The organism is Nitrogeniibacter mangrovi, from assembly GCF_010983895.1.
GTDB classification, from domain to species: domain Bacteria; phylum Pseudomonadota; class Gammaproteobacteria; order Burkholderiales; family Rhodocyclaceae; genus Nitrogeniibacter; species Nitrogeniibacter mangrovi.
In genome coordinates this window covers 1,480,679-1,493,527 of the sequence record NZ_CP048836.1, presented here as the reverse complement: position 1 = coordinate 1,493,527, position 12,849 = coordinate 1,480,679, and the positions used below count along the sequence as shown (strand labels likewise).

Annotated in this window: 13 protein-coding genes and 1 tRNA gene; all 14 read right to left on the bottom strand. The window is 65.7% G+C overall.

The window, feature by feature from the left end; genetic code table 11:
- Positions 1 to 135 precede the first annotated feature (135 nt).
- Positions 136 to 212 (bottom strand) — tRNA-Val (locus G3580_RS06910).
- A 35-nt stretch (positions 213 to 247) separates the two neighbouring features.
- Positions 248 to 421, bottom strand: a complete 174-nt coding sequence (locus G3580_RS06905) for a GlsB/YeaQ/YmgE family stress response membrane protein (protein ID WP_228720792.1) — start codon at positions 419 to 421, stop codon at positions 248 to 250.
- Positions 422 to 627: 206 nt separating this feature from the next.
- Positions 628 to 1,419: a 3'-5' exonuclease gene (locus G3580_RS20500; RefSeq protein WP_217424620.1), complete on the bottom strand. Its 792-nt coding sequence runs from the start codon at positions 1,417 to 1,419 to the stop codon at positions 628 to 630.
- Positions 1,416 to 1,832 (bottom strand): YdbL family protein, encoded by a 417-nt coding sequence (locus G3580_RS06895; protein ID WP_173764564.1) that lies wholly within the window; start codon positions 1,830 to 1,832, stop codon positions 1,416 to 1,418. The genes G3580_RS20500 and G3580_RS06895 overlap by 4 nt, the downstream gene beginning before the upstream one ends.
- The gene (locus G3580_RS06890) at positions 1,829 to 2,017 is read right to left on the bottom strand and encodes a hypothetical protein (protein WP_173764563.1); all 189 of its coding nucleotides are present in this window, start codon (positions 2,015 to 2,017) and stop codon (positions 1,829 to 1,831) included. The genes G3580_RS06895 and G3580_RS06890 overlap by 4 nt, the downstream gene beginning before the upstream one ends.
- A 29-nt stretch (positions 2,018 to 2,046) precedes the next feature.
- On the bottom strand, positions 2,047 to 3,966 hold the full coding sequence (locus G3580_RS06885; RefSeq protein ID WP_173764562.1) for a hypothetical protein: 1,920 nt from the start codon (positions 3,964 to 3,966) through the stop codon (positions 2,047 to 2,049).
- 54 nt (positions 3,967 to 4,020) lie between these two features.
- On the bottom strand, positions 4,021 to 4,911 hold the full coding sequence (cysM, locus tag G3580_RS06880; protein ID WP_173764561.1) for a cysteine synthase CysM: 891 nt from the start codon (positions 4,909 to 4,911) through the stop codon (positions 4,021 to 4,023).
- A 21-nt stretch (positions 4,912 to 4,932) separates the two neighbouring features.
- Entirely contained in the window at positions 4,933 to 5,874 is a 942-nt protein-coding gene (gene rfaE1 / locus G3580_RS06875; RefSeq protein WP_173764560.1) for a D-glycero-beta-D-manno-heptose-7-phosphate kinase, read from the bottom strand.
- Positions 5,875 to 5,878: 4 nt separating this feature from the next.
- Entirely contained in the window at positions 5,879 to 7,201 is a 1,323-nt protein-coding gene (locus tag G3580_RS06870) for a UDP-glucose dehydrogenase family protein (protein ID WP_173764559.1), read from the bottom strand.
- Between the two features lie 49 nt (positions 7,202 to 7,250).
- Positions 7,251 to 8,426 (bottom strand): lipopolysaccharide assembly protein LapB, encoded by a 1,176-nt coding sequence (lapB, locus tag G3580_RS06865; protein WP_173764558.1) that lies wholly within the window; start codon positions 8,424 to 8,426, stop codon positions 7,251 to 7,253.
- Positions 8,427 to 8,432: 6 nt separating this feature from the next.
- Complete coding sequence (locus G3580_RS06860; protein ID WP_173764557.1) at positions 8,433 to 8,747, bottom strand: LapA family protein; 315 nt, start codon at positions 8,745 to 8,747, stop codon at positions 8,433 to 8,435.
- Between the two features lie 83 nt (positions 8,748 to 8,830).
- Entirely contained in the window at positions 8,831 to 9,115 is a 285-nt protein-coding gene (locus G3580_RS06855) for an integration host factor subunit beta (RefSeq protein WP_173764556.1), read from the bottom strand.
- A gap of 12 nt (positions 9,116 to 9,127) precedes the next feature.
- Complete coding sequence (gene rpsA, locus G3580_RS06850) at positions 9,128 to 10,834, bottom strand: 30S ribosomal protein S1 (protein ID WP_173764555.1); 1,707 nt, start codon at positions 10,832 to 10,834, stop codon at positions 9,128 to 9,130.
- 76 nt (positions 10,835 to 10,910) lie between these two features.
- Complete coding sequence (locus tag G3580_RS06845) at positions 10,911 to 12,848, bottom strand: bifunctional 3-phosphoshikimate 1-carboxyvinyltransferase/cytidylate kinase (RefSeq protein ID WP_173764554.1); 1,938 nt, start codon at positions 12,846 to 12,848, stop codon at positions 10,911 to 10,913.
- Between the last annotated feature and the right edge of the window lies 1 nt (position 12,849).

The following is a 12,849-nucleotide window of genomic DNA, read 5'->3' as shown; positions in this document are numbered from 1 at the left end:
TCTCGGGGCAAAAAAAAAGCGCGGTCGAAACCGCACTTTTTTCGTTCGAATGGCAAACGTCGCGGAACTCGACCTTGATCAGTAATCAACACCGGTGCAAGTTCGGGTCGCCACAGCCATTCTCTCCTTAGATTTTGGTAGGCGCGATTGGATTCGAACCAACGACCCCCACCATGTCAAGGTGGTGCTCTAACCAACTGAGCTACGCGCCTAAGGAGGCCGAATTATAGCCCAACGGACGGACCTGTCAATCGCGCCAGCGATAAATTATCAAGGTTTCTTCAGCTTGGTAGATGAACAGGATCAGGACCGCACCGAGGACGGCACCGATGAAGCCGGCGCCCTGCCCGGCCGGTAGATGCCGAGGAACTGCCCAGGAACGAGGCGACCACGGAGCCGGCAATACGAGCAACGCGGTCATGATCAGGCCGAGATCTTCCTTGCCCGGATGCAGAAAACTTGGCGATCACGCCCACGAGCAGACGATCAGAATCGTCCACAGGATACCCATGCGACTCCCTTGCTGTCCTTGCGGCCGCCGTCCGGCATGCGTTCGCCGGGTGCTGCACCGCACACCGTAGGCCATCACAGTACGCCAAGACGGCGCCGTGAAGGTGGAACTTTTTGTTAAGCGTTCACGCCCACTCGGCGAGAAAGGCCTTCCAGTGCGGCGCGTCGATGCCGGACAGGGTCTGACGCACGACGCCGAGTTCCTCTCGTATTCCTCGGAAACTCAATACGCCGCGCATCTTCTGGAAGCGCAGGTACACCAGATAGGTGTTCACCCACGTCGGTCTCGCAGTAGTCGCGAATCTCGGCGATCTGGCCGTCCTGATAGGCGCCCCAGACCGCGAACCGTCCATGCCAAGTTTGCCGGGAAAACCCATCAGCTTGGCCAGATCGTCCAACGGTGCGTTGGCACGCGGCTGGTACAGGGCGAGCAGATCCATCAGGTCCAGGTTGCCGGCTGTGGTAGCGGCTGATGTAGTTGTTCCACTTGAAGTCACGCGCGTCGCGCACGTCGCCCTCGCCCATCTCCCAGTATCGCGGCGCACTCACCCATGGAGGCAGGCCCCGGTAGTGCAGCACCGGCAGATCGAAGCCGCCGCCGTTCCAGGAGACGATCTGCGGGTGAAGCGTTCGATGCCGTCGAAGAAGCGCTGGATTGATGCCGGCCTCGTCGCTGTCCGGCTCCGAGAGGCTGAACACCCGGAACTGCCCGCGTCGCGGAAGCGCAGGAGATGGTGACGATGCGATGCAGGTAGTGCGGCAGAAAGTCGTTCCCGACCGCGGCCCGACGCTGCTGAAAGGCCAGTTCGGCACCTCGTCGTCCGCCAGTTCGGCCGGCAAGGTCGTGGAGCCGGCGCAGCCGGCCACGTCCGGGATGGTTTCAATGTCGAAGACGAGCACCGGATTCACTTCTGCGTCCACTCGCCGCCGCGCTGCACATACCAGCCGCCAGGCGCCTTGTCGATCCAGCGCTGGGCAAAGGTCTTCTGCACCTGCGCCGCCCATTCGGGGTGGCCGTTGGCCTGGGCGATTTCCTTGTACAGCTTCATCCGGTCGGCGTTCTCCGCCGACACCAGGGCATTGAGCTTGGCCCGCTGCGACAGCGGTGCGGCCTTGGCATCGCGCACCGCCAGGGTACCGTTGGCGGCCAGTCCGATCGCACCGGAGGCATAGAAGGGCGCCAGTTGCGCATGGCGCGCCTGCATCGACGACTTGAGGGCGGCGATGGTCGGCGTGTTGATTTCAAGATTGCCCTGGGCGAGCGCCAGCGAGGCGCCGACCACCAGAAGCAGCGTCAGGAATCCCTTGATCAGCCGTGTCATTTGCCGTTCTCCCCGGGCTCGGTTTTCGTCTCGCCCTGCTGCTGCTTGAGTTGCCAGACTTCGTCGATGATGCGATCGGCCGCCTTCTCGGCCGCCGCCGCCGGAAAGTAGATGTTGATGGTCACGCAGGCGGACAGACTCGCCACCAGCACGGCGGGGATCAGCCAGAGATGAAGTGTTTTCATGCCGTCCTCATTCGATCACCGGTGCAGCTTCACCGGCGGTGGCGTTGATCAGGCGATCCACCAGCACCGCCCAATCGACGCGTCGATTGTAGCCGATGACATTCAGCCCGGGATGCCACCACCCCGCACCAGCATGAACGGGGCATCGTCCCGCCCGGCGCCATCCAGGCCGGCCATCTGGCACACATTGCCGCGCAACTGGCAGGAAAAGCCGATCTCGCGGTAGCCGAAATCGTTGAAGAAACGCAACACGCTGCGCTGGATGGCCGCCATGGCACCGCCCCGCCCAGCGCCGTGATGTTCTCCACCGCGCGCTGACTGATGCGCTTCGCGTAGTGGCCAGGCGAACTGTGCACGCGGGCGTCGAAGCGCACCGGCCGCCAGCGCGCCATCGATAAGGCGTCAACGTTTGCGTCGATGAATCCGCTGACAGCACCGAAGGAAAAGGTCTGCGTCAGTTGCGCCAGATCCAGGTGCTCGGCGCTGATATCGGCTTTCAGGCGGGGCAGCAGGCCGAAGGGGTCGGTCACCTCCAGGCCGGTCGCCTGCACATAACCATCGAAGACCGACACCACCAGCGTACCGTCCAGGCCGATGCGCTCGGGCGAGACCTGGATGCCGGGCACTGCCAGCGACAGGGTCCCCGCCATGCGTGGCCATTCCAGCGCCTCGGTCAGGCGATCGAGCGAAATCGGCTCCGAGTACAGATGCCCGCTGCCCTGCCACTGCCCGTCGGCCATCTCAAGCGACAAGGCCTCGACGATGATCGCACCGTCCAGCACCGGCAAGCGGACCGGCAGCAGGCGCAGCCGGGTGCCGTCCAGATCGGCCATGAGGGCGAAGGGGGCGAAGTCGAGCTTCTGCCAGTGCAGCCCGCCCACGTCCAGCTGCCACTGCGTCGCCGCCTCACGGCGCCAGGGCAGCGTGCCGTTGAGCGGACCGACGCGGAAGCGTTGCCCCAAATAGGAAAAACCGACGTCGTGCAAGTCGAGTCGACCGGCTTCGGGGCGCCCTTGCGTCCAGCGCACACGCCCGGACAACTGCCCCGCCAGGCGCCAACGATCCTGGTGCGCCGGCGCGATCACCGGCAGGAGGAGTTGGGGCCCGAGTTGGGCCAGATCGAGGCCGTCGAACCGGGCGGTAGCATCGAGGGGCCGCCCGGTCGCCAAGTCGATGGCGCCCGCGAATCGGCCGTCGTCCAGCCCCGGCCCCTGCAGCCGGGCGGCGGCAACCTCGAGGCGATCGTCATCGATCCGGCCACGTGCCTCGAGCGACCACCCCGCGGAGGCGAGCACCGGATTCCAGAACACTTCGCCCTGCTGCCACTGCAACCGGGCCTGCCAGCGGGCGCCACCACGCGTTTGCGGCGCGTACCGCCCCTGCAGGCGTGCCGCCAGTTGCTCTCCCGCATGCAATCCGTCCGCATCGGAAAAGGTCGCCTCGGCCAGTTGCAGATCGGCGCTCCAGGCCTGCCCGTCGAAACGCACCGCACCATCGACGCGACCGGCCACTTGGTGCCCGTGCCGGTCGATCCGGGCCAGATCGAGCAGCGAACCGAGCGACACGCGCTGCAAGCTTGAACGCATCTCGCCGCCAGCCGTGCGCGTCGCGGACACCAGCCCCCCGTCGGCCAACTGCAATTTAAGCGACCCGCTGGCGGACGCGGCGTCGACATCGAAGGCGATGCGCGCCCCGCGCAAACCGTCCGGTCCGCCCAAGCGGCCATCGTCACAACGGATATGCCCCTGCGCGAGGGACAGCGACCCGCAGCGGATGTGAAGCCGGCGCCACTGGCGCGCGCCGAGCTGGAGTGTCTGAATGTCGAGGGCGCCAGGGGCGCTGTCTTCGTCGGGCAAGACGAGATGGATGCCGCGGACTGCCACGCCCGCGCCACGGATGTCCGCGACGGTCAGCTGCAGCCCGGCACAGGCCAGGTTCGCCGTCGCCACCAGAGCGCCGGCGACGAGGCCCTGCCAACGCGTCCGCCGACGCCCGGCCATGGCTCAGGCGGGGAACACGCCTGTCGACAGGTAGCGATCCCCCCGATCGCACACGATCGACACGATCACCGCGTCGCGCACCTGTTCGGCGATGCGCAGGGCCACATGCATGGCGCCGCCGGAAGAGATGCCGGCGAAGATGCCCTCTTCGCGCGCCAGGCGCCGGGTCATCGCCTCGGCGTCGGGCTGGGTGACCGGCTCGATGCGATCGACCCGGGTCGCGTCGTAGATACTCGGCAGATACGCCTCCGGCCACTTGCGGATCCCGGGAATCTGCGCGCCCTGGGCCGGCTCGCAACCGACGATCTCGATGTCCGGCTTCTGCGACTTGAGAAAGCGGGAAGTGCCCATGATCGTCCCGGTGGTACCCATGGAACTGACGAAATGGGTGATTTCGCCCCCGGTCTGGCGCCAGATCTCCGGCCCGGTCCCTTCGAAGTGGGCCACCGGATTGTCCGGATTGCCGAACTGGTCGAGGATGGTCCCCTGGCCTTCGTCGCGCATGCGCTCGGCCATGTCCCGCGCCAGTTCCATGCCACCCTCCTTGGGGGTGAGCACCAGTTCGGCGCCGAAGGCGCGCATGGTCTGGCGGCGCTCGACGCTCTGGTTTTCGGGCATCACCAGGATCATGCGGTAGCCGCGGATGGCCGCCGCCATGGCCAGGGCGATGCCGGTGTTGCCGCTGGTCGCCTCGATGAGGGTGTCGCCCGGGTGGATGCGCCCGGCGGCCTCGGCCCGGACGATCATGGACAGCGCCGGTCGATCCTTCACCGAACCGGCCGGGTTGTTGCCCTCCAGCTTGGCGAGGATGATGTTGCCGGTGTCGGCACCGATGCGTTTGAGACGCACCAGTGGCGTATCTCCAACATAGTCTTCGAGCGTTTTGTAGTCCATTGAGCGTTTTACCTTGGGGAATCAGGCGGCCGCGCCGCGCAACTCCGCTATGGTAGCAACAGCCGTACCGAGCTTGCCCACGACGATGCCCGCGGCCAGGTTGGCCCACGCCATCGCCGCCGGCGCATCCGCGCCACTGGCGAGCATGACCGCGAAGGTGGCGATGACGGTATCGCCGGCGCCGGAGACGTCGAACACCTCGCGCGCCCGGGCCGGTTCGTGGAACACGCCGGCATCGGTAAACAGCGTCATGCCCTCTTCCGAGCGGGTGAGCAGCAGGGCCGACAGGTCGAGTTCGGCCCGCAAGGCGTCGACGCGCGTGCGCAGATCGTCCTCCGAGCGCCAGCGGCCGACGATACCCTGCAGCTCGCCGCGATTGGGGGTGAGCACGCTCGCGCCCTTGTAGCGCGCGAAATCGTCGCCCTTGGGGTCGACGAGTACCGGCTTGCCGGCCTGGCGCGCCAGTTCGATCATCTGGGCGACGTGATCGAGCGCGCCCTTGTCGTAATCGGACAGCAGCACCAGGTCGTGCTGCGCCACCAGCTCCGCATAGGTCTGCAGCTTGGCCGCCAGGGTGTCGGCCTGGGGGCGTTGCTCGAAATCGATGCGCAACAACTGCTGGCTGCGCCCCACCACCCGCAGCTTGAGGGTGGTCTGCAGCGCCGGGTCGCGAAACAGATGGGCGTCGATACTCGATTCATCGAGCAGCCGCGTGAGCGCATCGGCCGCCTCGTCCTCACCCACGACCGAAAGCAGCGACGCCTGCGCGCCCAGCGCGGCCACGTTGCGGGCCACGTTCGCCGCCCCGCCCGGCCGGTCCTCGGCGCGGGTCATGCGCACCACCGGCACCGGCGCCTCCGGCGAGATCCGGCTCACGTCACCGAACCAGTAGCGATCGAGCATGACGTCGCCGACCACCAGCACGCGGGCACCCGAGGTGTCGGGCAGGGAGGCGGGCACCATCACCTCAGACGCGCCCGATGCCGTGATACTCGATGCCCTGCTCGCGCACCATGGCCGGGTCGTACATGTTGCGGCCGTCGAAGATCACCGGCTGCTTGAGGCGGCTCTTGATGGCGTCGAAATCGGGGCTGCGGAATTCCTTCCACTCGGTCACGATCACCAGCGCGTCGGCCTCGTCGAGCGCACTCTTGGGGCGGCCGGCATAGCTCAGGCGCGGCTCGTCGCCGAAGATGCGCTCGGCCTCCTGCATGGCCACCGGGTCGTAGGCGACGACGGTGGCGCCGCGCTTGAACAGCTCCGCCGCGATCACCCGGCTGGGCGCTTCGCGCATGTCGTCGGTGTTGGGTTTGAAAGCCAGGCCCCACATGGCGAACCGGCGCCCCGACAGGTCCTCGCCGAAGCGCGCGACGATCTTGTCCACCAGCACATGCTTCTGCGCGTCGTTGGCGGCCTCGACGGCCCCGAGTACCTGCAGTTCGTGGCCGTACTCGCGCCCGGTACGGATCAGCGCTTTCACGTCTTTCGGGAAGCACGAACCGCCATAGCCGCAACCGGCGTAGAGGAAGTGCCAGCCGATGCGCGGATCCGAGCCGATACCCTGGCGCACCAGCTCGATGTCGGCACCGAGCGTCTCGGCCAGATTGGCCAGTTCGTTCATGAAGCTGATACGGGTGGCGAGCATGGCGTTGGCCGCGTATTTCGTCAGCTCGGCGCTGCGCACGTCCATGAACACGAGCTTGTCGTGGTTGCGCTGGAACGGGCCATACAGCTGCCGCATCAGTTCGATGGCGCGCTCATCCTCGGCGCCGACGACGATGCGGTCGGGGCGCATGAAGTCTTCTATGGCCGCCCCTTCCTTGAGGAATTCGGGGTTGGAGACCACGCTGTAGGTCAGATCGCTGCCCCGCGCGGCCAGCTCTTCGGCCACCGCGGCGCGCACCTTGTCGGCCGTGCCGACCGGCACCGTGGATTTGTCCACGATGACCCGGTAGTCGTCCATGTGCTTGCCGATGTTGCGCGCGGCGGCGAGCACGTACTGCAGGTCGGCCGAGCCGTCCTCGTCGGGCGGCGTGCCCACCGCGATGAACTGGATGGTGCCGTATTGGGCCGCCTTGGCCACATCGGTGGTGAAGGACAGACGCCCGGCCGCCACGTTGCGCCGGACCATCTCCTCCAGGCCCGGTTCATGGATCGGGATGCCGCCATCCTCGAGGATCTTGATCTTGGCCGGATCCACGTCCAGGCACATGACGTCGTTGCCCACGTCGGCCAGACAGGCACCCGAAACGAGCCCCACGTAGCCGGAACCGATGACGGTGATTTTCATGGTCGGAATTCCTTCATTTCAAAAAACGGGCTCGCCCCAAGCGACGGGCTCAGGGGGCGAGATCATATTCTTCCGTGCGCTTGGGCGGCGTGGTCTCCCAGCCGCCGCAGGCGGGGCACCGCCAGTAGAACTGGCGCGCCTTGAACCCGCAGGCGTCGCAGCGATAGCGCGCCACCCGGCGAGTGTGCGAGTGCACCAGCTGGCGAACCAGCTCGACGTCGGTGCGGTACTCCACCGGCGCCGTCATGATGCCGGCTTCGAGCAGCTTGTCCAGCCCGAGCAGGGTGGGATTGCGGCGCAGTTCCTCACGCACCAGATCGTAGGCGGCTTTCGGCCCCTGTTGCCGGAGCATGGCCTCGAACACGGTATCGAGCAGATCCAGCGACGGATGGCGTTCGAGGAACGCGCGCAGCATCTGCAACCCTTGCGGGGCACGATCGATGCGCTCATGGGTAGTCATGATGCGTTCGGCCACCAGGGCCAGATAGGCCGCATTCTGCGCCTCGATCTTCTTCCAGGCGTCGATGGCCGCCTCGGGGCGCTCCGCCTGCAGGCACAGGTCCCCCTTGATCAGGCTGGCGCGCACGGAGCGCGGATTGACCGCGAGGGCCGCATCGACCGAGGCCTGGGCGTCGGCGAAGCGGGACTCGGTCATGGCGCTGTCGGCCAACTCGCAATGGAAATTGGCCATCTCCTTGCGCCACCACAGGCTCTCGTGATCGGGCAGCGCCCGGGCGATCTCGATGGCCTTGGGCCAGTCCTTCTCCTGCTGGTAGATCTCGAGCAGATTCTCGAGCGCCTGATCATCCAGCGCCGTGCCACGCAGGCGTTGGAAGGCCGCTTCGGCCCGGTCGAGCAGACCCGCCTTGAGGTAGTCGTGCCCCAGCTCCGCGAGCGCCTGGGTGCGCTGGACCTCGCCCAGATCGTCCCGGTCGACCAGGTGCTGGTGCAGACGAATGGCGCGCTCGGTCTCCCCCCGACGCCGAAACAGGCTGCCGAGGGCAAAATGCAGTTCGACCGTATCGGGGTCGATGCGTACCGCCTCGATGAAGGCGTCGATGGCCTTGTCGGGCTGCTCGTTGAGCAGGAAGTTCAGCCCGCTCAGATAGGAGCGCGGCAGGGATCGGGACTCGCGGACGACATGACGAATGTCAATACGCGCCGCCAGCCACCCGAGAAGAAAAAACAGCGGGAACGCCAGCAACCACCACAGTTCGATGTCCATAGGGGGTCAGGCGCGGGCCCCATCCTCGGCCGCGGGCACGACCTCGGTGGATTCACTCATCTTGCCTACGGCCTGCTCGGCCTTGCGCAGGGATCGGCGCAAGCGGGCGATTTCCCGGCGCTGTCGCAACAGCGACGACACCGTGGCGCTCACGCCGACCACGGCCCCTGCCGCAAATGCAATCAGAATGACGAACACGAGCGGCAAATGCCATTGGCCGCCCAGATAGGATTTGAGCGACACGATCTGGTCATTCTTGACGGCAAAGCCGAAGAGCACCAGAAATATCGCCAGCCGAACGATCCAGATCAGTATGCGCATAGGGGTGGATTATGGCCGACTCGAGGGCAAAAAAGAAGGCGGTTTTCACCGCCTTCCGAATCCTGTGACACGACCACTGCCGATTACTCGGCCAGATCGACGCGTTCGCGCAATTCCTTGCCCGCCTTGAAGTGGGGCACGTACTTCTCCGCCACCTCGACACGTTCGCCGGACTTGGGATTGCGACCCACACGCGGCGGCCGGTAGTTCAGTGCGAAGCTACCGAAGCCGCGAATCTCGATGCGATCACCGCGAGACAGTGACGCCGTCATCGCATCGAGAATCATCTTGACAGCGTAATCGGCATCCTTGGCGACCAGCTGCGGGAATCGCCCCGCCAGCCGCGCAATGAGTTCCGATTTGGTCATGGCAATCAAGATTTATTGCTTCTGTTCGTCCAGCTTGGCCTTGAGCAGTGCGCCCAGGCTCGTCGTCCCCGTCGCGGCGGAGCTCTCGGAGGCCAGTTTCTGCATGGCTTCGGAGGTTTCAGCCTGATCCTTGGCGCGGATCGACAGGTTGATCGAGCGGGACTTGCGATCCACGTTGATGATCATGGTCTCGACTTCGTCGCCTTCCTTGAGCATGGTGCTCAGGTCTTCGACGCGGTGAGCCGCAGCCTCGGAGACCCGCAGATAGCCTTCCACGTCCTCACCCAGGGTGATCACGGCACCGCGAGCATCCACGGACTTGACCGTACCGCGCACGAGGCTGTTCTTCTCGTGGGTGGCGATGAAGTTGGTGAAGGGGTCGCCATCGAGCTGCTTGATGCCCAGGGAGATGCGCTCGCGCTCGACGTCGATGGCCAGCACCACGGCCTGGACTTCGTCGCCCTTCTTGAAGTTGCGAACGGCTTCCTCGCCCTGCTCGGACCAGGACAGGTCGGACAGGTGCACCAGACCGTCGATGCCGCCATCCAGACCGATGAACACACCGAAGTCGGTGATGGACTTGATCTGGCCGGAGACCTTGTCGCCCTTCTTGAAGTTCATGGAGAACTCTTCCCACGGGTTGGCCATGCACTGCTTCATGCCCAGGGAGATGCGGCGACGCTCTTCGTCGATATCGAGAATCATGACCTCGACCTCATCGCCCAGCTGGACGACCTTGGTCGGGTGGATGTTCTTGTTGGTCCAGTCCATTTCGGACACGTGCACCAGACCCTCGATGCCCTGCTCGACTTCCACGAACGCACCGTAGTCGGTGATGTTGGTGACCTTGCCGAACAGGCGGGTGCCGTTCGGGTAGCGGCGTGCGATGCCGACCCACGGATCTTCGCCCAGCTGCTTGAGGCCCAGGGACACGCGGCAACGCTCGCGGTCGAACTTGAGGACCTTGGCTTCGAGCTCGTCGCCCACCGCCACGACTTCCGACGGGTGACGCACACGGCGCCAGGCCAGGTCGGTGATGTGCAGCAGACCGTCGATGCCGCCCAGATCGACGAACGCACCGTAGTCGGTGATGTTCTTGACGATGCCCTTGACGACCATGCCCTCGGTGAGGTTCTCGAGGAGCTTCTCGCGCTCTTCGCCCATGGTCTCTTCGAGCACTGCGCGGCGGGACACGACCACGTTGTTGCGCTTGCGGTCGAGCTTGATGACCTTGAATTCGAATTCCTTGCCTTCGTACGGCGTGGTGTCCTTGACCGGACGCATGTCGACCAGGGAACCCGGCAGGAAGGCGCGGATGCCGTTGGTCATGACGGTCAGACCACCCTTGACGCGGCCGCTGACGACACCGTTGACCAGCGAGCCTTCGTTCAGGGCCAGTTCGAGGTCGTTCCAGGCGGCAATGCGCTTGGCCTTGTCGCGCGACAGGCGGGTCTCGCCGTAGCCGTCTTCGAGCGCGTCGATGGCGACCTGGACATAGTCGCCTTCCTTGACTTCAAGTTCGCCATGGTCGTTGCGGAATTCATCGATGGGCACATAGCTCTCGGACTTGAGGCCGGCGTTGACGACGACAAAGTTCTGGTCGACGCGGACCACCTCGGCGGTGATCACTTCGCCCGTGCGCATTTCCTGCTGCGCGAGGGACTCCTCGAACAGCTCGGCAAAACTTTCCATGGACATTTCGGGGGTGGCAGTGGACATAAAGGAAACCTGGTTGCCGCGTTTGACCGCAGCGGGTTGATTAATCAAAAAGCCGGCCAAGCGCCGGCAGCACGTGTCAGCCCTTGGCGCCGACCAGATCCAGAACGAACGAGACAGCCTGATCCACAGTCATCTCGGACGTCTCCAGTTCGGTCGCGTCGGGCAATTTCTTCAAAGGCGCGACCGGCCGGGAAGCGTCCCGCTCGTCCCGTTCGCGTAGATCCTGTGAAAGACTATCGATATTAGCAGGCAATCCCTTTTCCATCAACTGCTTATAGCGACGTTCCGCACGCGCCTCGACGGAGGCGGTCAGAAACACCTTGGTGCCCGCATCGGGAAACACCACCGAGCCCATGTCGCGCCCCTCGGCCACCAGCCCGGGGGGACGGCGATAGGCGCGCTGGCGGTCGAGCAGCGCATCGCGCACCTCGGACCTCGCGGCGACCTTGGAGGCCATGACGGAGCAGGCTTCGCTGCGGATGGCATCGGTCACGTCCTCGCCCGACAGACGCACCACGCCGGCCTCGAAGGCGGCGGGCAGGTGGCGGGCGATATCCACGACACGCGGGTCGGACTCGGCCAGCCCGGCCTTGAGTGCGGCCAGCGCCACCAGACGATAGAGCGAGCCGCTGTCGAGATAGTGGAAGCCGAGCGCCTCGGCCACACGGGCTGCCACGGTGCCCTTGCCCGAGGCCGATGGCCCGTCGATGGCGATGACCGGTACCGGCTGCGTCACCTGACGGAATACATCGAAGTAACTCGGGAAGGTCTTGTTCACGCAGGCCGGATCGTTGATGCGCATCCCCGGGCCGCCGAGCGTCGCCAGGGAGAAACACATGGCCATGCGGTGGTCGTCGTAGGTATCGATGGCGGCGCTCACGAGCGTCGCGGGCGGCTCGATCTGCAGCGCGTCGGGCAGCTCCTCGACCACGGCGCCGACCTTGCGCAACTCGGTGGCCATGGCCGCGAGCCGGTCGGTTTCCTTGACCCGCCAGCTGGCGATGTTGCGCAGGCGGCTGGGGCCGTCGCAGAACAGCGCCATGACCGCCAGGGTCATGGCCGCGTCGGGGATGTGGTTCAGATCGAGGTCGAAGGCCTTGAGACGGCCATCGGCCGGGGCCGCCGCCTCGATCCAGTGATCGCCCCAGGTAATGCGGGCGCCGAGCTGCTCGAGCGCCTCGGCGAAACGCACGTCCCCCTGGATGCTGTCGCGGCCGACGCCCTCGACCCGTACCGGCCCGCCGCCGAGCACACCGGCGGCGAGAAAATAGGATGCCGAGGACGCATCCCCTTCCACGTGAATGACGCCTGGACTGCGGTAGCCGGCACCGGCCGGCACCACGAAGCGGGACCAGCCCTCGCGCACCACCTCGACCCCGAAGCGACGCATCAGGTCGAGAGTGATCTCGATATAGGGCTTGGAGATCAGCTCGCCGATCACATCGATGACCACTTCGCCACCGGCCAGCGGCGCGGCCATGAGCAGGGCGGTGAGAAACTGGCTGGAGACGTCGCCGCGCACGGCCGCCTGCCGCTTCAGTCCCGCGCCGGCCGGCTGGATCTGCAGCGGCGGGTAGCCCGGATTGCCTTCGTAGGCGATGTCCGCACCGAGCTGACGCAGGGCGTCGACCAGATCGCCGATCGGACGCTCGTGCATGCGTGGCACGCCGGAGAGTCGATAACTGCCGCCGGACAGCGCCAGGGCCGCGGTCAGCGGGCGAAACGCCGTGCCCGCGTTGCCGAGGAACAGATCCGCCTGCTTGACCGGAAACGGACCGGCCACGCCGCGCACGCGATAGACGTCCGTCTCCGCGTCGTGCATCCAGCTCACGCCCAGGGCACGCAGGGCCTCGAGCATGCGTTCGGTGTCGTCGGAGCGCAGCAGATCGCGCACCTCGGTCTCGCCGGACGACAGGGCCGCAAGCAGCAGCACCCGGTTGGAAATGCTTTTCGAACCGGGCAACCGCACACGCCCGGCCGCCGACATCATCGGCGGGAGATCGAGAAATTCCATG

What these genes read in the sequence shown, in the direction of transcription:
- G3580_RS06905 (WP_228720792.1), bottom strand. Translation starts at nt 421, where the DNA reads ATGACCGCGTTGCTCGTATTGCCGGCTCCGTGGTCGCCTCGTTCCTGG.
- G3580_RS06895 (WP_173764564.1), bottom strand. Translation starts at nt 1,832, where the DNA reads ATGACACGGCTGATCAAGGGATTCCTGACGCTGCTTCTGGTGGTCGGC.
- G3580_RS06890 (WP_173764563.1), bottom strand. Translation starts at nt 2,017, where the DNA reads ATGAAAACACTTCATCTCTGGCTGATCCCCGCCGTGCTGGTGGCGAGT.
- cysM (WP_173764561.1), bottom strand. Translation starts at nt 4,911, where the DNA reads ATGGACTACAAAACGCTCGAAGACTATGTTGGAGATACGCCACTGGTG.
- rfaE1 (WP_173764560.1), bottom strand. Translation starts at nt 5,874, where the DNA reads ATGGTGCCCGCCTCCCTGCCCGACACCTCGGGTGCCCGCGTGCTGGTG.
- G3580_RS06870 (WP_173764559.1), bottom strand. Translation starts at nt 7,201, where the DNA reads ATGAAAATCACCGTCATCGGTTCCGGCTACGTGGGGCTCGTTTCGGGT.
- lapB (WP_173764558.1), bottom strand. Translation starts at nt 8,426, where the DNA reads ATGGACATCGAACTGTGGTGGTTGCTGGCGTTCCCGCTGTTTTTTCTT.
- G3580_RS06860 (WP_173764557.1), bottom strand. Translation starts at nt 8,747, where the DNA reads ATGCGCATACTGATCTGGATCGTTCGGCTGGCGATATTTCTGGTGCTC.
- G3580_RS06855 (WP_173764556.1), bottom strand. Translation starts at nt 9,115, where the DNA reads ATGACCAAATCGGAACTCATTGCGCGGCTGGCGGGGCGATTCCCGCAG.
- rpsA (WP_173764555.1), bottom strand. Translation starts at nt 10,834, where the DNA reads ATGTCCACTGCCACCCCCGAAATGTCCATGGAAAGTTTTGCCGAGCTG.
- G3580_RS06845 (WP_173764554.1), bottom strand. Translation starts at nt 12,848, where the DNA reads ATGGAATTTCTCGATCTCCCGCCGATGATGTCGGCGGCCGGGCGTGTG.